Source organism: Serratia plymuthica NBRC 102599 (genome assembly GCF_001590925.1).
In the GTDB taxonomy this organism is placed as follows: Bacteria; Pseudomonadota; Gammaproteobacteria; order Enterobacterales; family Enterobacteriaceae; genus Serratia; species Serratia plymuthica.
In genome coordinates this window covers 67,116-86,451 of sequence record NZ_BCTU01000019.1, presented here as the reverse complement: position 1 = coordinate 86,451, position 19,336 = coordinate 67,116, and the positions used below count along the sequence as shown (strand labels likewise).

General features: G+C 57.5%; 24 protein-coding genes. 16 read left to right on the top strand and 8 right to left on the bottom strand.

The annotated features are described in order from the left end of the window. Positions 1-2: 2 nt before the first annotated feature. A complete protein-coding gene (locus tag SPL01S_RS13405) occupies positions 3-587 on the top strand; it encodes a nucleotidyltransferase family protein (RefSeq protein ID WP_063200477.1) in 585 nt (194 codons plus the stop codon). Between the two features lie 8 nt (positions 588-595). Further along, positions 596-1,633 carry an XdhC family protein gene (locus SPL01S_RS13400; RefSeq protein ID WP_063200474.1) on the top strand — a complete coding sequence of 346 codons (1,038 nt, stop codon included), beginning with the start codon at positions 596-598 and terminating at the stop codon, positions 1,631-1,633. On the opposite strand, the gene SPL01S_RS13395 is transcribed toward SPL01S_RS13400, so the two are convergent. After that, complete coding sequence (locus SPL01S_RS13395) at positions 1,569-2,435, bottom strand: helix-turn-helix domain-containing protein (protein WP_063200471.1); 867 nt, start codon at positions 2,433-2,435, stop codon at positions 1,569-1,571. The two genes, SPL01S_RS13400 and SPL01S_RS13395, sit on opposite strands and share 65 nt — an antisense overlap. 169 nt (positions 2,436-2,604) lie before the next feature. Continuing rightward, positions 2,605-4,251 carry a class I fumarate hydratase FumA gene (gene fumA / locus SPL01S_RS13390; protein ID WP_063200468.1) on the bottom strand — a complete coding sequence of 549 codons (1,647 nt, stop codon included), beginning with the start codon at positions 4,249-4,251 and terminating at the stop codon, positions 2,605-2,607. 364 nt (positions 4,252-4,615) lie between these two features. Here fumA and SPL01S_RS13385 point away from each other — a divergent pair, with 364 nt between their 5' ends. The 6 genes from SPL01S_RS13385 (at position 4,616) to ruvX (ending at position 9,059) form a co-directional block, all read left to right on the top strand. After that, positions 4,616-5,128, top strand: coding sequence for a SprT family zinc-dependent metalloprotease (locus SPL01S_RS13385; RefSeq protein WP_004947987.1), 513 nt, complete (start codon positions 4,616-4,618; stop codon positions 5,126-5,128). Positions 5,129-5,229: 101 nt separating this feature from the next. Further along, positions 5,230-5,925 carry a deoxyribonuclease I gene (endA, locus tag SPL01S_RS13380; protein ID WP_063200464.1) on the top strand — a complete coding sequence of 232 codons (696 nt, stop codon included), beginning with the start codon at positions 5,230-5,232 and terminating at the stop codon, positions 5,923-5,925. 184 nt (positions 5,926-6,109) lie between these two features. Further along, positions 6,110-6,841: a 16S rRNA (uracil(1498)-N(3))-methyltransferase gene (gene rsmE, locus SPL01S_RS13375; protein ID WP_013814479.1), complete on the top strand. Its 732-nt coding sequence runs from the start codon at positions 6,110-6,112 to the stop codon at positions 6,839-6,841. Between the two features lie 10 nt (positions 6,842-6,851). Then, complete coding sequence (gshB, locus tag SPL01S_RS13370) at positions 6,852-7,802, top strand: glutathione synthase (RefSeq protein WP_063200461.1); 951 nt, start codon at positions 6,852-6,854, stop codon at positions 7,800-7,802. Positions 7,803-8,073: 271 nt separating this feature from the next. Continuing rightward, positions 8,074-8,637: a YqgE/AlgH family protein gene (locus SPL01S_RS13365; RefSeq protein ID WP_004948000.1), complete on the top strand. Its 564-nt coding sequence runs from the start codon at positions 8,074-8,076 to the stop codon at positions 8,635-8,637. After that, entirely contained in the window at positions 8,637-9,059 is a 423-nt protein-coding gene (gene ruvX / locus SPL01S_RS13360; RefSeq protein ID WP_013814482.1) for a Holliday junction resolvase RuvX, read from the top strand. The genes SPL01S_RS13365 and ruvX overlap by 1 nt, the downstream gene beginning before the upstream one ends. An 8-nt stretch (positions 9,060-9,067) precedes the next feature. Here ruvX and SPL01S_RS13355 read toward each other — a convergent pair whose 3' ends face one another. After that, positions 9,068-10,075 carry a type IV pilus twitching motility protein PilT gene (locus tag SPL01S_RS13355; RefSeq protein ID WP_063200456.1) on the bottom strand — a complete coding sequence of 336 codons (1,008 nt, stop codon included), beginning with the start codon at positions 10,073-10,075 and terminating at the stop codon, positions 9,068-9,070. Positions 10,076-10,095: 20 nt separating this feature from the next. On the opposite strand from SPL01S_RS13355, the gene SPL01S_RS13350 reads away from it, so the two are divergent. Genes SPL01S_RS13350 through hemW form a run of 6 tightly spaced genes read left to right on the top strand, consistent with a single transcriptional unit; the run spans position 10,096 to position 14,257 of the window. Next, positions 10,096-10,803 (top strand): YggS family pyridoxal phosphate-dependent enzyme, encoded by a 708-nt coding sequence (locus SPL01S_RS13350; RefSeq protein ID WP_063200453.1) that lies wholly within the window; start codon positions 10,096-10,098, stop codon positions 10,801-10,803. A gap of 19 nt (positions 10,804-10,822) precedes the next feature. After that, positions 10,823-11,641, top strand: a complete 819-nt coding sequence (proC, locus tag SPL01S_RS13345) for a pyrroline-5-carboxylate reductase (RefSeq protein ID WP_062868632.1) — start codon at positions 10,823-10,825, stop codon at positions 11,639-11,641. 31 nt (positions 11,642-11,672) lie between these two features. Further along, a complete protein-coding gene (locus SPL01S_RS13340; RefSeq protein WP_004948012.1) occupies positions 11,673-12,227 on the top strand; it encodes a YggT family protein in 555 nt (184 codons plus the stop codon). Beyond that, positions 12,224-12,514: a DUF167 family protein YggU gene (gene yggU, locus SPL01S_RS13335; RefSeq protein ID WP_004948014.1), complete on the top strand. Its 291-nt coding sequence runs from the start codon at positions 12,224-12,226 to the stop codon at positions 12,512-12,514. Before SPL01S_RS13340 ends, yggU begins: the two co-directional genes overlap by 4 nt. A 17-nt stretch (positions 12,515-12,531) precedes the next feature. Beyond that, positions 12,532-13,125, top strand: coding sequence for an XTP/dITP diphosphatase (locus SPL01S_RS13330; RefSeq protein WP_062792737.1), 594 nt, complete (start codon positions 12,532-12,534; stop codon positions 13,123-13,125). Beyond that, positions 13,118-14,257: a radical SAM family heme chaperone HemW gene (gene hemW / locus SPL01S_RS13325; RefSeq protein WP_062868634.1), complete on the top strand. Its 1,140-nt coding sequence runs from the start codon at positions 13,118-13,120 to the stop codon at positions 14,255-14,257. The genes SPL01S_RS13330 and hemW overlap by 8 nt, the downstream gene beginning before the upstream one ends. A gap of 39 nt (positions 14,258-14,296) precedes the next feature. Here the strand turns inward: hemW and SPL01S_RS13320 are convergent, their stop codons facing one another. The 5 genes from SPL01S_RS13320 to trmB form a co-directional block, all read right to left on the bottom strand. Further along, positions 14,297-14,731 carry a DUF29 domain-containing protein gene (locus SPL01S_RS13320; protein WP_063200450.1) on the bottom strand — a complete coding sequence of 145 codons (435 nt, stop codon included), beginning with the start codon at positions 14,729-14,731 and terminating at the stop codon, positions 14,297-14,299. Positions 14,732-14,828: 97 nt separating this feature from the next. Next, positions 14,829-15,545, bottom strand: a complete 717-nt coding sequence (locus tag SPL01S_RS13315) for a YggN family protein (RefSeq protein WP_063200447.1) — start codon at positions 15,543-15,545, stop codon at positions 14,829-14,831. A gap of 30 nt (positions 15,546-15,575) precedes the next feature. Further along, on the bottom strand, positions 15,576-16,499 hold the full coding sequence (gene glsB, locus SPL01S_RS13310) for a glutaminase B (protein WP_063200555.1): 924 nt from the start codon (positions 16,497-16,499) through the stop codon (positions 15,576-15,578). Positions 16,500-16,741: 242 nt separating this feature from the next. Next, entirely contained in the window at positions 16,742-17,068 is a 327-nt protein-coding gene (locus SPL01S_RS13305) for a YggL family protein (RefSeq protein WP_062868636.1), read from the bottom strand. Next, a complete protein-coding gene (gene trmB / locus SPL01S_RS13300) occupies positions 17,068-17,787 on the bottom strand; it encodes a tRNA (guanosine(46)-N7)-methyltransferase TrmB (RefSeq protein ID WP_004948035.1) in 720 nt (239 codons plus the stop codon). Before trmB ends, SPL01S_RS13305 begins: the two co-directional genes overlap by 1 nt. A 176-nt stretch (positions 17,788-17,963) precedes the next feature. Here trmB and mutY point away from each other — a divergent pair, with 176 nt between their 5' ends. Together mutY and SPL01S_RS13290 are read left to right on the top strand one after the other, a co-directional pair. Next, positions 17,964-19,064 carry an A/G-specific adenine glycosylase gene (gene mutY / locus SPL01S_RS13295; protein ID WP_373282284.1) on the top strand — a complete coding sequence of 367 codons (1,101 nt, stop codon included), beginning with the start codon at positions 17,964-17,966 and terminating at the stop codon, positions 19,062-19,064. Then, positions 19,061-19,333 (top strand): oxidative damage protection protein, encoded by a 273-nt coding sequence (locus SPL01S_RS13290; protein WP_004948040.1) that lies wholly within the window; start codon positions 19,061-19,063, stop codon positions 19,331-19,333. The genes mutY and SPL01S_RS13290 overlap by 4 nt, the downstream gene beginning before the upstream one ends. The last annotated feature ends 3 nt before the right edge of the window (positions 19,334-19,336 follow it).

Genomic DNA, 19,336 nt, shown 5'->3' with positions numbered 1-19,336 from the left:
AGATGACAACTGGCATAGTGATCGCCGCCGCCGGGCGTGGGGAACGTTTCTCGCAGGCCGGTGGCGCAGGCAACAAATTAAACGCTGAGTTTGCGGATGAGGCGGGTCGCCGGCGCCCGTTGTTTGAACATACCTTGCGCCACGCACTGGCCTCAGGTCTGCCGATATGGGTCGTCACCCGGCCGGATAACCGATGGGTACAGGAGGTTTGCGCCGCGTATCAGGTGCCGGTCACGCTGATCGCCAGCGCGGGTCTCGGGGATTCCATTGCCGCCGGCGTTGGCGCTACGCCGCACTGGCAAGGCTGGTTGATCCATCTGGCGGATATGCCGTTCGTCACGCCCGACATCTTCCGGTTGGTCGCCGATGCGCTGCAGCATCATGCGATAGCTCGCCCCTGTTTCGGCCAACGGCCTGGCCACCCGGTCGGCTTTGCCGCTCCATTGCGCAAAAGGCTTTGCCAGTTGCGCGGCGATAATGGCGCACGTGAACTGCTGCAAGGGGAAGCGGTTTATCTGTTGCCTCTTGATCGGGCAAGCGTCGTACAGGATATTGATCTTCCGTCACAGCTACCGGCCAGCGAGTAAAATCCTCTATGCAGCATCTTGATATCACCGTGGTCAGCCAGGCGATAAGCTGGCTAAAACAGCAGCCGGTGTGGCTGTGTACCGTACTGAATACTTACGGCTCCTCGCCGCGATCGCCAGGCGCGCTGCTGGCGGCAACTCAGAGCGGGCATTACTGCGGCTCGCTGTCTGGCGGCTGCGTGGAAGAGGATTTTCTGCGGCGCGTGGCGGCCGGGGAGTATCTGGCGGCCAGCCAGGTGATCCGCTACGGTGAGGGCGGCCTGGAGCCGAACGTGGCGTTGCCCTGCGGCGGCGTGCTGGACGTGCTGATTGAATACCTGCCGGCCGGTGACGACAGCATCGGCTACCTGACAAAAATCGCCGGCGCGCTGGACGGACACCACGCGTTGGTCAAACGCCTGGCCTTACCCGATGCCTGCCACAGCCTGGAACTGACCGACTTCGCCAGCGCCACCCAGGTGGAACGCCATGGGCAACACATCACGCTGAATATCGCCGCTGCACCGCGCCTGCTGATTGCTGGCTTATCGAGCGTGGCGCTGTATTGCGCCGATTTCGCCGGTTCGTTGGGGTTCGAAGTGCTGGTATGTGAAAACCGCCCGGAGGCGCTGGATAACTTCGCCCCCCAGCTCCGGCCCGGCGTGACGCTGCTGCGCCAGTTCCCCGCCAAGTTTATTGAGGACGGCGGGTGCCACGCCAACACCGCCATCGTGGCGCTGACTCACGACCCACGGATGGACGATCTGACGCTGATGGAGGCCATCCACACCCCGGCATTTTATATCGGCGCCATGGGCTCGCTGCGCAACAGCGCGCGCCGCCGCCAGCGCCTGCAGCAGATTGCCGAGTTCAGCCCACAAGAACTGGAACGTATTCACGCGCCGATTGGGCTGCCGCTCGGCAGTAAAACCCCGGCGGAAATCGCCCTGGCGGTAATGGCCGATATCGTGCAACAGAAAAATCGCGCGGCGGCCCGGCCTTTCAGTCCAGAGGAATTACGGGGACCAGGTGCTGAAGCTCCAGATGCAGCTCCTCCCGCTCATTGAGCGAATAGCTGAACAACGTCAGGTCAGGCCCTTCCCGGCGGGCCAGGCCTAGCTCCGGCAATATCTGAGTGTATATCTGCACCACGTGGTCGTTCAGCGCCACCGGCTTGCCGGAATAACAAAAGCGGCAAAAATCACCGTGGATGTCCGGCAGCGGTTCCAGCTCGGGAACGGCATTGACCGAACTGTCCGCCTCAACACCGAGAGAATAATCCACCCTGACCCTTTCCCCATCCGGACTCAAATGGGTCAGCGCGTAGATCAACGGCGGACGGCCGCCAAGCAGCGTGTAGAAATTCTCTTTGATTCCGCTGCGCAGATGCAGATGCGACTTATCCAGATGTTCGATGTCCAGGTGATAGGCGTAATTTTTCCCTCTGAGGAGATACTGGCCTTTATCAACGGTGACGCGATCGACCTTAATATCGCCAGGCTGACCGGCGGACAGCGAACGCACCAGATGGCTGAAGTCCTGCTTGCGGGCATGGCGGTAGACGCTGGGGGATTCGGCAAAGTGCTTTTTGAAACAGCGGGAAAAGGTTTGTTGGTTATCAAATTGATATTCTACGGAAATATCAAGAATGCTCTTTCGCGTGAAACGCAATGCGAAAGCAGCCAGATACAAACGGCGTGCGCGAATATACGATGCCAGCGACAGACCGGTCTGCTTCTTGAACAGCCGCTGCAGATACCATTTCGAGTAGCCTGATTTGGCGGACACAATATCCAATGACAGCGGATTAGTCAGATTGTCTTCAATCCAGACCAGCAGATCCTTGATGTGATTTTCCTGCGTTCCCATTTTCTTGCCGAACCTTCCGTTCCAAATATGCCGGTGCGCACGTTTTACTGCTTTGTGCGTAGGGTATACAGGTTAAAACAAGGCGTCCAGCGGGCAACAGGATTTTACACAGGATGAAATTCAGTCTGAAAGTTGCCGCCCCTATCAGGCGGCAACTGTTTTTGAAGGGTTATTTCACGCAGCGCGAGCACTGGCCGGCCTGGATCTTCTGGAAGAAGTCATTGCCTTTGTCATCCACCAGAATAAACGCCGGGAAATCTTCCACTTCGATTTTCCAGATCGCTTCCATCCCCAGTTCCGGGTATTCCACACAGGTCAGGCTCTTGATGCTTTGCTGCGCCAGAACCGCCGCCGGGCCGCCGATGCTGCCAAGGTAGAAACCGCCATGTTTGTTGCAGGCATCCGTCACCTGCTGGCTGCGGTTGCCCTTCGCCAGCATGATCATGCTGCCACCGTGAGATTGCAGCAGATCGACGTAAGAGTCCATGCGCCCGGCGGTGGTCGGCCCCAACGAACCCGAGGCGTAACCGTCCGGCGTTTTGGCCGGGCCGGCGTAGTAAATCGGGTGATCCTTAATGTATTGCGGCAAACCTTCACCGCGATCCAGACGCTCTTTCAGCTTGGCGTGCGCGATGTCGCGACCCACGATGATAGTGCCGCTCAGCGACAGGCGGGTCGATACCGGATACTGCGACAGCTGCTTGAGGATATCGGCCATCGGGCGGTTGAGGTCGACCTTGATCGCCTCCCCCTCTCCGGCCTGGCGCAGTTCCTGAGGGATAAATTTGCCCGGATTGTGCTCCAGCTTCTCCAGCCAAATGCCGTCGCGGTTGATTTTTCCCTTGATATTGCGGTCAGCGGAGCAGGAAACGCCCATGCCGACCGGGCAGGATGCGCCGTGGCGCGGCAAACGCACTACGCGGACATCGTGCGCAAAGTATTTACCGCCAAATTGCGCGCCCAGCCCCAGGTTCTGCGCTTCTTTCAGCAACTCTTCTTCCAGCGCCACATCACGGAACGCCTGACCATGTTCGTTGCCTTCGGTCGGCAGGCCGTCGTAGTACTTGGTCGACGCCAGCTTGACAGTTTTCAGCGTAGCTTCAGCCGACGTGCCCCCGATGACAAACGCCACGTGGTAAGGCGGACAGGCCGCAGTGCCCAGCGTGCGCATTTTATCGACCAGGTAATCTTTCAGCTTGCCCGGCGACAACAGCGCCTTGGTTTCCTGATACAGATAAGTTTTGTTGGCCGAACCGCCGCCTTTGGCGACGCACAGGAACTTGTACTCTTCACCGTCCACACTGTAGAGATCGATCTGCGCCGGCAGGTTGCTGCCGGTGTTGACCTCTTTGTACATGTCCAGCGCGGCGTTTTGCGAATAACGCAGGTTGTCTTCGATAAAGGTGTTGTACACCCCGCGCGACAGCGCTTCTTCATCGCCGCCGCCGGTCCAGACGCGCTGGCCCTTTTTCCCCATGATGATCGCGGTGCCGGTGTCCTGGCAGGTTGGCAAAATACCCTTGGCGGCGATTTCTGAGTTACGCAGAAATTGCAGCGCAACGTACTTATCGTTTTCGCTGGCGTCCGGATCCTCAAGAATATCGGCAACCTGCTGTTGGTGCGCCGGGCGCAGCATAAACGAAGCGTCATGGAAAGCATGCTGGGCGAGCAGGGTTAAGGCTTCGGGGGCAACTTTCAGGATTTCCTGGCCTTCAAACTCACTCACAGAAACGTGATCGCGGCTCAGCAGATAGTATTCGGTATCGTCTTTCTTCAGCGGGAACGGATCTTGATAATGGAACGGTTTATTCGACATTGATCTCTCACTTGCAACATCAGCTGCGTTAAATTCACACTTACTCAGCATGCCCGGGACAGGCTGCGGCAAAAAACCTCCCACACCTTACGTATTTTTAATCAGTCGGTTATTGCGCTAAATCGCATAATAACCCCTATATTAGCAAGGCATTACTTCAGGTGGTTTTTTCCCAACCTCATACGATGAGCACTGCGGGTACAGACTCTGCATGCACGCTTTATTATCCCGCAGTTAACACATTGATTACAATCCATCAGAGACGATCGGGTTATCAATGCGGTGAAAAACCTGCCGGCAGTGAACGCGGAATTAGTTTTTCGTCTTATTGCCAGCCGGGGCGCCTTTGCTTAAGCTACCCACAATGAACAAAGTAAGAATCCCCATTGCACTGCAACAGGCGGTAATGCGCTGTCTGCGGGAAAAGCTTCAGCTGGCCCGCCAGCATTTTTCCGTCGAGTTTCCTGAACCCAAAGTCGTTTACCAGCAGCGTGGCACCACTGCGGGCACCGCCTGGCTGCAAGCCTGGGAAATCAGGCTGAATCCGGTGCTGTTAATGGAAAATCAGCAGCCGTTTATCGATGAAGTGGTGCCGCATGAGCTGGCGCACCTGTTGGTGTTTCGCCAGTTTGGCCGTGTGCCGCCGCATGGCCGTGAATGGCGCCAGATGATGGAGAGCGTCTTGCGGGTGCCCGCCAGCCGCACCCACCAGTTCGAAATCGCCTCGGTGCAGAGCAAAACCTTCCCCTACCTGTGCCGCTGTCAGCAGCACCAGCTCACCGTGCGCCGTCACAATCGGGTGCTGCGCGGTGAAAGCGAATACCGCTGTCGCCAGTGCGGCGAAAAGCTGAGATTTATCGCTATCGAAAACCTTTAACGAAACGATTTATACGTTAAAACAAGTAAATATCACCATTTGCCACTGCCATAAACTTCCGTTACCCTGCCTGCTTTTCCAATTTCGAGCTGTTTTGGAATATGCTTCGCAAAATTCTGTTTATGGTGGTTTTCATTGCAGGTGCCGCGCACGCCCACGGCATCAATAATTTCTCTCAGGCCAAGACAGCGGCGGCCAAAATCAATCAGGATGCGCCCGGCTCTTTTTACTGCGGATGCCGGATCGACTGGCAGGGTAAAAAAGGCATTCCTGACCTCAATAGCTGCGGCTATCAGGTGCGTAAAAACGCCCAGCGTGCGCAGCGTATTGAATGGGAACACGTGGTGCCGGCCTGGCAGTTCGGCCATCAGTTGCAATGCTGGCAGCAAGGCGGCCGCAAAAACTGCAATAAAGACGCGACCTACCGCCAGATCGAAACCGATCTGCACAACCTGCAGCCGGCGATCGGGGAAGTGAACGGCGATCGCAATAACTTTATGTACAGCCAGTGGAAAGGCGGCGAAGGCCAGTACGGCCAATGCCCGATGAAAGTGGATTTCAAAAATAAGCAGGCTGAGCCGCCGGCGCGGGCCCGTGGCGCTATCGCACGCACCTATTTCTATATGCGCGACCGTTATCAACTGCGGCTTTCACGCCAGCAAACCCAATTGTTCGAAGTGTGGAACCGCCAATATCCGGTCAGCCAATGGGAATGTCTGCGTGAAGCACGCATCGCCAAGGTTCAGGGCAATCATAACGCCTATATTCAACAGGCTTGCCAGCAACGAAAAGGCTAACCTACTATATACCCGTCGCCTTTCAAGCCGCAGCGTTGTTACCTGCACTCGCTCACCCCAGTCACTTACTTAAGTAAGCTCCTGGGGATGAACGAGCTGGGCGCCTAGCTGCAACTCGAAATTCATAGGGTATAGCCTCTCTCTATCAAGCTGCCTACCCCTTTAGTCAGGATCGAATATTCACATGCGTATACCCCGCATTTATCACCCGCAACCGCTGATCGACAATGCGGAAATCGCGCTGAGCGAAGACGCCGCCAACCACGTCGGACGTGTGCTGCGCATGAGCGCCGGCCAGACGTTGCAGCTGTTCGACGGCAGCAACCGGGTGTTTAACGCCGAGATCGTTCGGGTTGATAAGAAAAGCGTGCAGGTGCAACTCAGCGCCGGCCAATTGGAAGACCGCGAGTCACCGCTCAATCTGCACCTGGGCCAGGTGATTTCCCGTGGGGAGAAGATGGAATTTACCATTCAGAAATCCATCGAACTGGGCGTTAACGTCATCACTCCGCTGTTTTCCGAACGCTGCGGCGTCAAGTTGGATGGCGAACGTCTGGCGAAAAAAATTCAGCAATGGCAGAAAATCGCCGTCGCCGCCTGTGAACAATGCGGCCGCAACCGCATTCCGGAAATTCGCGAGGCCATGCAGCTGGAAGCCTGGTGCGCCGAGCAGGACGGCAGTCTGAAGCTTAACCTGCACCCGCGCGCCAGCCACAGCATCAATACCCTGCCGCTGCCGGTGGACCATGTCCGCCTGCTGATTGGGCCGGAAGGCGGGTTATCCGCCGACGAAATTGCGATGACCACCGGCTACGGATTTACTGATATCCTGCTGGGGCCACGCGTTCTGCGTACAGAAACTACAGCGCTCACCGCAATTACCGCTTTGCAGGTACGTTTCGGCGATCTGGGTTAAAGGAGAGAAAATGATTAAGCTCGGCATCGTGATGGACCCTATCGCCTCCATCAATATCAAGAAAGACACCAGCTTCGCCATGCTGCTCGAAGCGCAGCGCCGTGGCTGGGAACTGCATTACATGGAGATGAACGATCTCTATCTGCACGCCGGCGATGGGCGCGCGCGCACCCGCTTGCTGAGCGTGAAAGAAGATAAAGAGAGCTGGTTCAGCTTCGGATCCGAGCAGGATCTGGCGCTGCAGGATCTGGACGTGATCCTGATGCGCAAGGATCCGCCATTCGATACCGAATACATCTACGCGACCTACATTCTGGAGCGCGCAGAGGTGAAAGGCACGCTGGTGGTCAACAAGCCTCAGAGCCTGCGTGACTGCAACGAGAAGCTATTCACCGCCTGGTTCCCGGAGCTGACGCCGGACACCCTGGTCAGCCGTAGCGCAGCCCACATCCGCAAATTCCACCAGCAGCACGGCGACATCATCCTCAAACCGCTGGACGGCATGGGCGGCGCGTCCATCTTCCGCGTGAAGCAGGACGATCCTAACCTGTCGGTGATTATCGAGACCTTAACCGAGCACGGCAGCCGTTTCTGCATGGCGCAAAACTTCCTGCCGGCGATCAAGGAAGGCGATAAACGCATTCTGGTGGTTGACGGCGAACCTGTGCCGTACTGCCTGGCGCGCATCCCGGCGCAGGGGGAAACCCGTGGTAACCTGGCGGCCGGTGGCCGTGGCGAACCGCGCCCTCTGAGCGAAAGCGACTGGAAAATTGCCCGCGCAGTGGCTCCGACGCTGAAAGAGAAAGGCCTGATCTTCGTTGGCCTGGACGTGATCGGCGATCGTCTGACCGAGATCAACGTCACCAGCCCAACCTGTGCGCGCGAAATCGAAGCGGCCTTCCCGGTTTCCATCACCGGTATGCTGATGGACGCGATCGAAAAGCGTCTGGCAGCGAAGTAATCCGCCATGCGGGCGGCGCTGTCGCCCGCAATCCTGACCTTTCGGATCGCGTGCAGCCAACAACGCTGCGGTTTGAAAGGCTACGGGTATATACCCTATGGATTTCGAGTTGCAGCCAGGCGGCCAGCTCGCTCATCCTCAGGCGCTTACTCAAGTAAGTAACTGAGGTGAGCGCGTGCAGCCAACAACGCTGCGGCTTGAAAGGCGACGGGTATAGCCGCATACTGGCGGCTGTTTAACTTATCACCACTCAATTACCTTAAATAACGCCATGAATTTACAGCACCATTTTCTTATCGCCATGCCATCTCTTCAGGATCCTCGCTTCAAACGCTCGGTGATTTACGTCTGCGAGCACAATGAAGAGGGCGCCATGGGCCTGGTGATCAACAAGCCGGTGGAACAGTTCACGGTGGAAACGGTGCTGAGCAAGCTGAAGATCATGCCGCCTGCTCGCAATCCGGCCATCAGCCTGGATAGGCCGGTATTCGCCGGTGGCCCATTGGCGGACGATCGCGGGTTTATCCTGCATACGCCACGCAGTGGCTTCGGCTCCAGCATCCAGATTTCGCCGGATACCATGATCACCACCTCAAAAGACGTGTTGGAAACGCTGGGCACCCCGGAGCAGCCGGATGACGTGCTGGTGGCGCTCGGCTATGCCGGCTGGGAAAAAGGCCAGCTGGAACAGGAAGTGCTGGAAAATGCCTGGCTCACCATCGAAGCCGATACCGACATTCTGTTCCATACGCCTATCGCCAGCCGCTGGCGCGAGGCCGCCAACCTTCTTGGCATTGATATCCGCAGCATTGCCAACCACGCAGGACACGCCTGATGACCAACCGCACCATTATCGCCTTCGACTTCGGCACCAAAAGCATCGGCGCGGCCATAGGTCAGGAACTCACCGGCAGCGCCCGCGCGTTGGCGGCGTTCAAAGCGCAGGACGGCTCACCGGACTGGCAAAAGATCGAAAAGCTGCTGAAAGAGTGGCAACCGGATCTGGTGGTGGTCGGCCTGCCGTTGAATATGGATGGCACCGAGCAGTTGGTGACCGACCAGGCACGCAAATTCGCCAACCGTCTGCATGGCCGCTTTGGCGTGCAGGTCGCGCTGCATGACGAACGCCTCAGCACCGTCGAAGCGCGCGCCAATCTGTTCGATCGTGGCGGTTTCCGCGCTCTGGACAAAGGCAGCGTAGACTCCGCCTCCGCAGTCGTGATTCTGGAAAGCTGGTTCGAACGGCAACGGGGTTAACCGGCTCGTCACGCTTCTTCTCCCCCCAACAAACCGGCGTCGATCCGTTGCTGCAATCCCTGTTCAAAGGTCTGCATGCCGGACTGCGCGCCGGTTTGCAGCACGCTGGCAAGCTGATGGGTTTTGCCTTCGCGGATCATGCTGCTGACCGCCGCCGTTGCCGTCAGCACCTCGAAGATCGCCACTCGCCCGCCGCCGGGCCTGCTTAGCAGCTTTTGCGCAATCACCGCCTGCAGGCTGGCAGCCAGCTGTGCGCGCACATAAGGCTTTTCTTCCGCCGGGAAAACGTCTACCAAACGATCCACCGCCTGCGGCGCACTGCGGGTATGCAGCGTCGCCAGCACCAAATGGCCGGTTTCCGCCGCAGTGAGCGCCAGACGGATGGTGGTGGTGTCACGCAGTTCTCCCAACAGGATCACATCCGGATCTTCACGCAGCGCGGCGCGTAGCGCTTCGTCAAAACTGTGGCTATCGCGGCCCAGTTCGCGCTGTTGAATCAACGACTTCCGGCTATGGTGCATAAATTCTATCGGGTCTTCCAGCGTGATGACATGCCGGCGTTGATGCTGATTGATGTCGTCAATCATCGCCGCCAGCGTGGTGGATTTACCGCTGCCGGTCGCGCCGGTAACCAATATCAGGCCATCCTCACGCCGCAGCAGCGCGGGGACAATGGCCGGTGCCGCTAACGCCGCCAGCGTCGGGCAGTGGCCGGCGATCAACCGCAGCGCGATGGATATCCCCAGGCTTTGCAAAAAGAAATTGGCGCGCAGCCGGATATCGCCCGCCAACGTCAACGCCAGATCGAGCTGCCCATGCTGCTGCAAAAGCTGTCGCTGCGGCGGTTGCAGCAGCGTGCCGCACAACTGGTGCATTCGCTCCTGAGTCAGTATTTCCGCCCCTTCCAGCGGTTGCAGTTCACCATCAATGCGCAACATGGGCTGATGGCCCGCACAAAGGTGCAGATCGGAAGCATTATGCTTTACACTAAGGGCCACGAATTCGTCGATATCCATATCAATCTCCTGGGTCAATAATGAGCACTATCCAACAGAATCTGCAGGATGTCAGAAGCCGCATTGCGACAGCCGCTCAAGGTTGCGCACGCGCTCCAGAAGAAATCACTCTGCTTGCAGTCAGCAAAACCAAACCTGTGGCGGCGATCGCAGAAGCCATCGCGGCCGGCCAGCGTGCCTTTGGCGAGAATTACGTGCAGGAAGGCGTGGATAAAGTTCAGCATTTCGCCACGCAGCCGGAAGGCGCAACGCTGGATTGGCACTTTATCGGTCCGTTGCAATCCAATAAAAGCCGGCTGGTGGCGGAACACTTCGCCTGGTGCCATACGGTGGATCGGCTGCGCATCGCCCAACGGCTCAGCGATCAACGCCCGGCTGGCATGCCGCCGCTTAACGTTCTGATCCAAATTAATATCAGCGATGAACAGAGTAAATCTGGCATTGTACTGGCTGAATTACCGGCGCTGGCGGAGGCGGTAGCCGCGCTGCCGAACGTTACGCTGCGCGGGCTGATGGCGATTCCCGCTCCGGAAGAAGACTACCAACGCCAGTTGGCGGTCTTCGGCCAGATGAGCGACGCCTTCCTGGCCCTGCAACAGCATTATCCGCAGGTGGATACCCTGTCGATGGGCATGACGGATGATATGGCGGCGGCGATCGCCGCAGGCAGCACCCTGGTGCGTATCGGCACCGCAATTTTTGGCGCTCGTGATTATTCACCGGCCTGACATATAACGAGGAATTTTGATGCAACACCGTAAGATTACCTTTATTGGCGCCGGCAACATGGCGCGTGCGATTATCGCCGGCCTGGTGGCGGGCGGATACCCGGCTAAACTCATCAGCGTCTGTGCGCCTTCGGCTAAAAACCGCGATGCGTTGGCGGCGGACTACGGCATCGTCAGCAGCGGCGACAACCTGGCCTGCGCACGCGAGGCCGAGGTCGTGGTGCTGGCGGTAAAACCGCAGATGATGGCCGACGTCTGTCAGCCGCTGCAACAGGTCGATTTCTCCGGCAAGCTGGTGCTGTCGATCGCCGCCGGCATTCAGGTCAGCCGTTTTTACCAACTGTTGAGCGACAAACTGAGCATCGTGCGCATTATGCCCAATACCCCGTCTCTGGTTGGCAAAGGCATGAGTGGCCTGTACGCGCCGCAACAGGTCAGCCAGCAGGATCGCGACTACACCGGCGATTTGATGGCCTCCGTCGGCAAGGTTTGCTGGGTGGATGACGAAAACGGCATCAACGGCGTCATCGCCGCCGCAGGCAGCGCACCGGCCTACTTCTTCCTGTTTATGGAAGCCATGCAGCAAGAAGCCGAGCGCATGGGCTTCGACAGCCAAACCGCACGCGAGCTGGTGCAACAGGCCGCTTCCGGCGCCGCCGCATTGGTGGAAGCCAATCCGGACACGCCATTATCGACCCTGCGCGAGCAGGTCACCTCCAAAGGCGGCACCACCGCCGAAGCGCTGCGGGTATTCAACGAGCAGCAACTGCCGGAGACCGTGGCCAACGCCATGCGCGCGGCGGTTTCCCGTGCGCAGGAAATGGAAAAATCATTTTAAATAACCGAGAGTTAAGGAGAAGGACCCTTTCATGCTAACGCTGACTTTTTTGGTCAAAACCGTTATTGATCTTTACGTTATGGTGCTGCTGCTGCGCATTTGGATGCAGTGGACGCGTACCGACTTTTATAACCCGTTCGCCCAGTTCGTGGTGAAGATCACCCAACCGGTGGTCGGCCCGCTGCGTCGCATCATCCCGTCGCTGGGGCCTGTCGACAGCGCTTCGCTGTTGCTGGCGTTCCTGCTGATGACCATCAAGTACCCGCTGCTGCTGCTGATTCAGGGCGGCGCAATGTCGCTCAGCCCGTATAACCTGCTGTTTGGCCTGATTTCGCTGGTCAAGTCGGCGGGTTATCTGATCTTCTGGGTGATGATTATCCGCGCCCTGATGAGCTGGATCAGCCAGGGCCGCAGCCCGATTGACTATGTGATGTATCAGTTGACCGAACCCCTGATGGCCCCGATCCGCCGCATTCTTCCCGCCATGGGCGGCATCGATTTTTCAGCGATGGTGGTGATCCTGATTCTGTATCTGATCAACTACCTGGGTATGGATTTGTTCGGTGAGATCTGGTTCCTGCTGTGAGTGCAGTCACCCCCGTGCTGGACGGGCTGGCGATCAGGCTATATATTCAGCCGAAAGCCAGCCGCGACCAGATTATCGGTTTGCATGGCGACGAACTTAAAGTCGCCATTACCGCCCCGCCGGTTGACGGCCAGGCCAACGCCCATCTGATCAAGTTTATCGCCAAGCAGTTTAAAGTGGCGAAAAGCAACGTCACTATCGAGAAAGGCGAACTGGGGCGGCATAAACAGTTACGCATCGTTAATCCGCAACAGATCCCCGCCGTGGTCGCGGCGCTTATCGAATAATGTTCAAGGTAGTCATCATGCAAAAAGTCGTTCTTGCCACCGGTAACCCGGGAAAAGTGCGTGAACTCGCCGACCTGCTGGCCGATTTCGGTCTGAACGTGGTCGCACAAACCGAGCTGGGCGTGGATTCCGCCGAGGAAACCGGCCTGACGTTTATCGAAAACGCCATCCTGAAAGCCCGTCACGCGGCGCAAATCACCGGCCTGCCGGCGATCGCCGATGATTCCGGCCTGGCAGTGGACGCCCTGGGCGGCGCACCTGGCATCTACTCTGCGCGCTACGCCGGCGTAGACGCCTCTGACCAGCAAAACCTCGACAAGCTGCTGGTGGCGCTGAAAGACGTGCCGCAAGGCAGCCGCGGCGCGCAGTTCCACTGCGTGCTGGTGTACATGCGCCATGCAGAAGACCCTACGCCGCTGGTGTTCCACGGTAGCTGGGCGGGTGAAATCACCTTTGAATCCGCAGGTGCCGGTGGTTTCGGTTACGATCCTGTCTTCTACGTCCCGGAGTTGGGCCGCACCGCCGCCGAACTGAGCCGCGACGAGAAGAGCGCGGTGTCACACCGCGGTAAGGCGCTGAAGTTGATGCTGGAAGCCATGCGCAATGCTTAAGTTGCCCCCGCTGAGTTTGTACATTCACATCCCGTGGTGCGTGCAGAAGTGTCCGTACTGCGACTTCAACTCGCATGCGTTGAAGGGTGAAGTGCCGCATCAGGAATACGTCGATCACCTGCTGGCCGATCTGGATGCCGATCTGCCGCTGGCAGGCGGCCGGGAAATCAGCACCATTTTTATCGGCGGCGGTACCCCCAGCCTGCTGAGTGCCGAGGCGATGCAATCGCTGCTCGATGGCGTGCGGGCGCGTATTCGCGTCGCCGATGACGCGGAGATCACCATGGAGGCCAACCCCGGTACCGTGGAGGCCGATCGCTTCAGCGGCTACCAGCGCGCCGGTGTGAACCGCATCTCGATCGGCGTGCAAAGCTTCAGCGCGGAGAAATTAACCCGTCTGGGGCGCATTCACGGCCCGGAAGAGGCCAAGCGTGCGGCACACCTGGCCACCGGTCTCGGCCTGCGCAGCTTTAACCTCGATCTGATGCACGGCTTGCCGGACCAGTCGCTGGAAGAGGCGCTGGACGATCTGCGCCAGGCGATCGCCCTGAACCCGCCGCACCTGTCGTGGTATCAGCTGACCATCGAGCCAAACACCCTATTCAGCTCGCGGCCGCCGGTGCTGCCGGACGACGATGCGCTGTGGGACATCTTCGAACGCGGCCACCAACTGCTGAGCGCCGCCGGCTACCGGCAGTATGAAACCTCGGCCTACGCCAAACCGGGTTATCAATGCCGGCACAACCTCAACTACTGGCGCTTCGGCGACTACCTGGGGATTGGCTGCGGCGCGCACGGCAAGCTGACTTTCAGCGACGGCCGCATTCTGCGCACCGCAAAAACCAAGCATCCACGCGGTTTTATGCAGGGCAAGTACATGGACAAGCAGCATGAGGTGACGACGGCAGATCGGCCGTTCGAGTTCTTTATGAACCGCTTCCGCCTGCTGGAGGCCGCACCGCGTGCCGATTTCGCCAACTACACCGGGCTGGACGAAAGCGTGATTCGCCCACAGTTGGATGAGGCGCTGGAGAAAGGCTATCTGGAGGAAACGGCGGAATACTGGCAGATCACCGAAAAAGGCAAGCTGTTCCTTAACTCGCTGCTGGAGCTGTTCCTGGCGGATGAATAAACAAAAAGCGCTGAATTATCAGCGCTTTTTTTATTGATTCTAGTCTGGGAAAAATTCTTGTGAAAGTGTCTGCTGGGTATCCCAAATGGCGCTTTCGGGGAAAACGTCCAATCCGGTTTCCGTGGTGGCAAGCGCTACCGCTTTTGACCAAATCACATCCAGCCAATCTGCATCGCCGAGTTTACCTTTTAAACTCGGCGATTCTTTCAAACTGTAAAGCACCTCTTTCCGTTGCGCTTTAATGGTTTTTTCCCAACTGCTTCCGCGCCGCGCCGGCTGATACTTCCATTTTAGCAGGTGTGCAATCAGCACCGTCATGCGGCTTGCAAGTTCCCTTTGCTCGCTCTTCCCCACGTCCTCAATCTCCTCGGCGATCTTTTCAATATCGATCTCAGACAATTTTCCGGAGCGCAAAAGAGCTGCCTGTTCATTTGCCCAGGCGACAACATCAGTTTCGTAGCGAGTATGGCCCATAGCGTTCTCCGTAAACACCCATGAATCAGTACATAGTTTAACCAGTCTGTCAGATAACAATCCGCAGGTCAAAATATGCTACTCCCCTGATTTAGCGTTACTTCAACGCATTAAGCAGGTCTTGACGCTGGGTTTCCAGGCCGGTAACGCGGTTGCAGACGTCGTGACCAAAGTTCTGGAAATCCTGCTCCTGGTTGTTCCATTCGTTCTGAATCGCCTTCTGCAGGCCACCCAGGTTGCCCATAATCGCCTGCAACGGGTTACCGCCGCTGCTGGCGGCCTGCTTGACGCCCATCTCGTTCAGGCTGTCTTGCAACACGCCGCCCATGCTTTGCTGCACGAGATTGCGGCCATCCTGCTCAACCTGGTCGATCGCCTTGTGGTGGAAGGCCAGGCCGTCGCTGCGGTGTTCGATAATGCGGTTCATCTGCTGCTTAAGCTGGTCGTTCAACGTGGTCAGGCGGTTGCGCACATTGCTGTCGCTACCCAGCTCCTTCACGATCACCTTGTCCAGCGCCACCCGCGCTTTTTCCAGATGCTGCTGCGCGCCCTTGTCGATCCACGGCAGTTCTTTGCGTAGCGCACTCTGGTAACTGAAAGCTTTCTGACGCTGGCTGTCGTTGAGGCTCAGCGCCTGGCCGTTACGGGTGACATCGCCATCCGCCGAAATCTGCAGATTGCCGCTGGCGCCGGTCACCTGCACGTTTTGCGGGCTGATAACCACGTCGTCCTGAGGTTTAACGCTGCACTGATATTCGGCATGCGCCTGTGAAGCGGTCAACAACAGTAAGGCTAACCCGGTTTTCTTTAACATATTTTCTCCTGACTCCCTTCCGTGGTGGGATTAAAAAATCGAACGGCTAATCCGTTGAGACAACAGTTCCAGCGCCGCAGTTCCCGCCAGGGAGTTACCGGATGCATCCAGCTCCGGCGACCAGACGGCGATCGACAGCTCATCGGGCACGATAGCGACAATGCCGCCGCCTACGCCGGATTTGCCCGGCAAGCCCACCCGATAAGCAAACTCCCCTGCGCCGTCGTACATGCCGCAGGTCATCATCAGCGCGTTGATCTGGCGGGCTTGCAGCGGGCTTATCACTTCGCGCCCACTGAGGTCACGCCCATGATTGGCCAGATAGGCAAAGCTGCGCGCCAGCTCCACGCAGCTCATGCGCAGCGCGCAGTAGTGGAAATAGGTTTGCAAAACGGTGAGCACGTCGTTTTCGAAGTTGCCGAACGACTTCATCAAATAGGCTATCGCCGCGTTGCGATCGGAGTGTTCGAACTCGGAGCGCGCCACGCGGGAATCATAGGCCAGATCGTCTTCGCCGGTCAGTTGCCGCACCACTTCCAGCATCCGCTGTTTAGGGGCGCTGAGCCGGGTTTGCAGCATGTCGCACACCACCAGCGCGCCGGGGTTGATAAACGGATTACGCGGCTTGCCCTGTTCCATTTCCAACTGCAACAGCGAGTTGAACGGCAGGCCGGAAGGCTCTTTGCCGACCCGTTGCCAGATCTCGTGTTCCTGGTAGCGCGTCAGCGCCAGCGTCAGGCTCAGCACCTTGGAAATAGACTGAATAGAAAAACGTTCCGTGGCGTCCCCGGCCTGGAACATCTCGCCGTCGACGGTGCAAACGGCGATCGCCAGACGGTCGGCAGCCACTTCCGCCAGCGCCGGTATATAGTCCGCCACTTTCCCTTTGCCAATCAGCGGGCGCACCTGTTGCAGGATGTCATCCAGCAACGCGTTATCCAATGTCGTTACCACCTCGGTCACACTCCGGACAAAACAAAGGTGCCGTAAAGGCACCTGAGAATGCTGAAAAAGTCCTCTGTAGTTAAAAGCAGTGCTATGAGTGCCAATAAAAACAAAGAATCAGATTTTCTGTTTTACCCCAACCCACCGAAAACCACGTTTTTCGGCGGGTTGTCCACAGTCTAAGGCGCCGTTAAGGCACCTTAAATCAATGAATAGCACGGCGCGATGCCGCACTCATCAGGCCGGTAAAATCAATCCCACCAGATATCGAACAGCTCGCTGACCTTAACGTCAGACAGCTTGCGCGCTTCCAGCCATTTTTTGACCAGTTCACGCTGTTCGTCGGTGCAATGACCGATGGTTTGCAGGCAGATTAACCCTTCCCACTGCAGATAGCCGCTGCCGTCAAACGCCAGACCATTCGGCTCAATCATTTCGTCGATGAAAGCGTCCAGCGTGCTGTCGATATCCTCAACCGCGGTGCCTTCGGCAAAACGCCATGCTACGGAGAAACCCAGCTCCTGAAACTCTTCAATGTGTAACTTTTTACGTAAACGACGACTGCGGTTCTTAGCCATTATTCTTTCCTCTCAAACATCAAATCCCAAACGCCATGTCCCAGACGCTGGCCGCGTAATTCAAATTTTGTCAGCGGGCGTGAATCCGGACGCGGCACGTAATCATTATCGCTGGAAAGATTACGGTAGCCTGAGATCCCGTTCATAACCTCTAACATATGTTCTGCATAAGGTTGCCAGTCGGTGGCCATATGGAATACGCCGCCGACTTTCAGTTTGCGTCGCACCAGTTCAACAAACGGCGTCTGTACGATACGGCGTTTGTTGTGGCGCGCTTTGTGCCACGGATCGGGGAAAAACAGCTGCACCATGTCCAGCGATCCGTCCGGGATCATATTCTCCAGCACCTCAACCGCATCGTGACACATCACGCGCAGGTTGCTCAATTCCGCTTCGGTGGCGTCCGCCAGGCAAGCGCCAACGCCCGGCGAATGCACCTCAATCCCCAGGAAATTCTGCTGTGGATTGTTGCTCGCCATGGTCACCAGCGAGGCGCCCATGCCAAAACCGATCTCCAGCACGGTCGGCGCTTCGCGCCCGAACAGTGCGGCGATATCGACAGGTTCAGCCTGATACTCCACGCCCATCACCGGCCAATAGTTGTCCAGCGCGTGCTGCTGGCCTTTGGTCAACCGCCCCTGGCGGCGGACAAAACTGCGGATACGGCGCATCGCGCGGCCGTTCTCATCAAATTCCGGGGAGATGACGTCATTAATCATAGTGCTTTCTGTCTGTTTGGCTGCCAATTAGGGAAACGCGCATTATGCAAAGATACCTTGGTTTAGCAAGTGTTCATCTTGATACCTGCCGTGCGACGTCGGAAAGTTCCGGTTTACAGCAACATGACTCTATGCTGCAATCTCGCTTCATTTTCTGCCGGATATCGAATCTGCTTATGATGCAAGCACAACAGTTCGCACAGGTAGTGCTTGACTGGTACCAGCGTTACGGTCGTAAAACCCTGCCGTGGCAGCTTGATAAGACCGCCTATCAAGTATGGCTCTCCGAGGTCATGTTGCAACAAACTCAGGTTGCCACCGTTATTCCTTACTTTCAGCGTTTTATGGCGCGCTTTCCCAACGTACGCGCATTGGCAGAAGCGCCGCTGGACGAAGTGCTGCACCTGTGGACCGGCCTGGGCTACTACGCTCGCGCGCGCAACCTGCATAAGGCGGCGCAGACCATTGTCGCACAGCACGGCGGCGAGTTCCCGACAACCTTTGAAGAAATCGCCGCTTTGCCCGGCATCGGCCGCTCAACCGCCGGTGCGGTGCTGTCGCTGGCGCTCGGTCAACACTATCCGATCCTCGACGGCAACGTGAAGCGCGTGCTGGCCCGCTGCTATGCGGTTGAGGGCTGGCCGGGCAAGAAAGACGTAGAGAACCGCCTGTGGCGGATCAGTGAAGACGTCACCCCGGCCAAAGGCGTCGGCCAATTCAATCAGGCGATGATGGATCTGGGGGCGATGGTCTGCACCCGCTCCAAACCCAAATGCGAGCTGTGCCCCCTTAACACCGGCTGCATCGCTTACGCTAACCACAGTTGGGCAAAATACCCCGGCAAAAAACCGAAGCAGACGCTGCCGGAAAAAACCGCCTACTTCTTATTGCTGCAAAACGGCAAGCGGGCGTGGCTGGAACAGCGCCCGGCCGTAGGGCTGTGGGGCGGGCTGTTTTGCTTCCCGCAGTTCAGCGAACGCGAAGAGATGGAACTCTGGCTGCAACAGCGCGGTCTGAAAGGCAATCGCCTGGAGCAGTTGACCGCATTTCGCCATACTTTCAGCCATTTCCATCTCGATATCGTGCCAATGTGGCTGGAAATGAACGATGCCGGCGGCAGTATGGATGAAGGGGTCGGTCTCTGGTATAACCTGGCGCAACCGCCCGCCGTCGGGCTGGCAGCGCCGGTTGACCGCCTGTTGCAACAGTTGGCAAAACACTCCCCGCTCCAACAGGGTTTATTTGGCGCTAGCGCCATTGATGAGGAATTAGCATGAGCAGAACCATTTTTTGTACCTTCTTGCAGCGCGATGCCGAAGGGCAGGACTTCCAACTTTATCCAGGGGACATCGGCAAACGCATCTATAACGAGATCTCGAAAGAGGCTTGGGCCGAATGGATGAAAAAGCAGACCATGCTGATCAACGAGAAAAAACTGAACATGATGAACGTGGATGACCGCAAACTGCTGGAAGCCGAAATGGTCAAATTCCTGTTCGAAGGGCACGACGTCCATATCGAAGGCTATACGCCACCGAGCGAATAATGC

What these genes read in the sequence shown, in the direction of transcription:
- SPL01S_RS13405 (WP_063200477.1), top strand. Translation starts at nt 3, where the DNA reads ATGACAACTGGCATAGTGATCGCCGCCGCCGGGCGTGGGGAACGTTTC.
- SPL01S_RS13400 (WP_063200474.1), top strand. Translation starts at nt 596, where the DNA reads ATGCAGCATCTTGATATCACCGTGGTCAGCCAGGCGATAAGCTGGCTA.
- SPL01S_RS13395 (WP_063200471.1), bottom strand. Translation starts at nt 2,435, where the DNA reads ATGGGAACGCAGGAAAATCACATCAAGGATCTGCTGGTCTGGATTGAA.
- fumA (WP_063200468.1), bottom strand. Translation starts at nt 4,251, where the DNA reads ATGTCGAATAAACCGTTCCATTATCAAGATCCGTTCCCGCTGAAGAAA.
- SPL01S_RS13385 (WP_004947987.1), top strand. Translation starts at nt 4,616, where the DNA reads ATGAACAAAGTAAGAATCCCCATTGCACTGCAACAGGCGGTAATGCGC.
- endA (WP_063200464.1), top strand. Translation starts at nt 5,230, where the DNA reads ATGCTTCGCAAAATTCTGTTTATGGTGGTTTTCATTGCAGGTGCCGCG.
- rsmE (WP_013814479.1), top strand. Translation starts at nt 6,110, where the DNA reads ATGCGTATACCCCGCATTTATCACCCGCAACCGCTGATCGACAATGCG.
- gshB (WP_063200461.1), top strand. Translation starts at nt 6,852, where the DNA reads ATGATTAAGCTCGGCATCGTGATGGACCCTATCGCCTCCATCAATATC.
- SPL01S_RS13365 (WP_004948000.1), top strand. Translation starts at nt 8,074, where the DNA reads ATGAATTTACAGCACCATTTTCTTATCGCCATGCCATCTCTTCAGGAT.
- ruvX (WP_013814482.1), top strand. Translation starts at nt 8,637, where the DNA reads ATGACCAACCGCACCATTATCGCCTTCGACTTCGGCACCAAAAGCATC.
- SPL01S_RS13355 (WP_063200456.1), bottom strand. Translation starts at nt 10,075, where the DNA reads ATGGATATCGACGAATTCGTGGCCCTTAGTGTAAAGCATAATGCTTCC.
- SPL01S_RS13350 (WP_063200453.1), top strand. Translation starts at nt 10,096, where the DNA reads ATGAGCACTATCCAACAGAATCTGCAGGATGTCAGAAGCCGCATTGCG.
- proC (WP_062868632.1), top strand. Translation starts at nt 10,823, where the DNA reads ATGCAACACCGTAAGATTACCTTTATTGGCGCCGGCAACATGGCGCGT.
- SPL01S_RS13340 (WP_004948012.1), top strand. Translation starts at nt 11,673, where the DNA reads ATGCTAACGCTGACTTTTTTGGTCAAAACCGTTATTGATCTTTACGTT.
- SPL01S_RS13330 (WP_062792737.1), top strand. Translation starts at nt 12,532, where the DNA reads ATGCAAAAAGTCGTTCTTGCCACCGGTAACCCGGGAAAAGTGCGTGAA.
- hemW (WP_062868634.1), top strand. Translation starts at nt 13,118, where the DNA reads ATGCTTAAGTTGCCCCCGCTGAGTTTGTACATTCACATCCCGTGGTGC.
- SPL01S_RS13320 (WP_063200450.1), bottom strand. Translation starts at nt 14,731, where the DNA reads ATGGGCCATACTCGCTACGAAACTGATGTTGTCGCCTGGGCAAATGAA.
- SPL01S_RS13315 (WP_063200447.1), bottom strand. Translation starts at nt 15,545, where the DNA reads ATGTTAAAGAAAACCGGGTTAGCCTTACTGTTGTTGACCGCTTCACAG.
- SPL01S_RS13305 (WP_062868636.1), bottom strand. Translation starts at nt 17,068, where the DNA reads ATGGCTAAGAACCGCAGTCGTCGTTTACGTAAAAAGTTACACATTGAA.
- trmB (WP_004948035.1), bottom strand. Translation starts at nt 17,787, where the DNA reads ATGATTAATGACGTCATCTCCCCGGAATTTGATGAGAACGGCCGCGCG.
- mutY (WP_373282284.1), top strand. Translation starts at nt 17,964, where the DNA reads ATGATGCAAGCACAACAGTTCGCACAGGTAGTGCTTGACTGGTACCAG.
- SPL01S_RS13290 (WP_004948040.1), top strand. Translation starts at nt 19,061, where the DNA reads ATGAGCAGAACCATTTTTTGTACCTTCTTGCAGCGCGATGCCGAAGGG.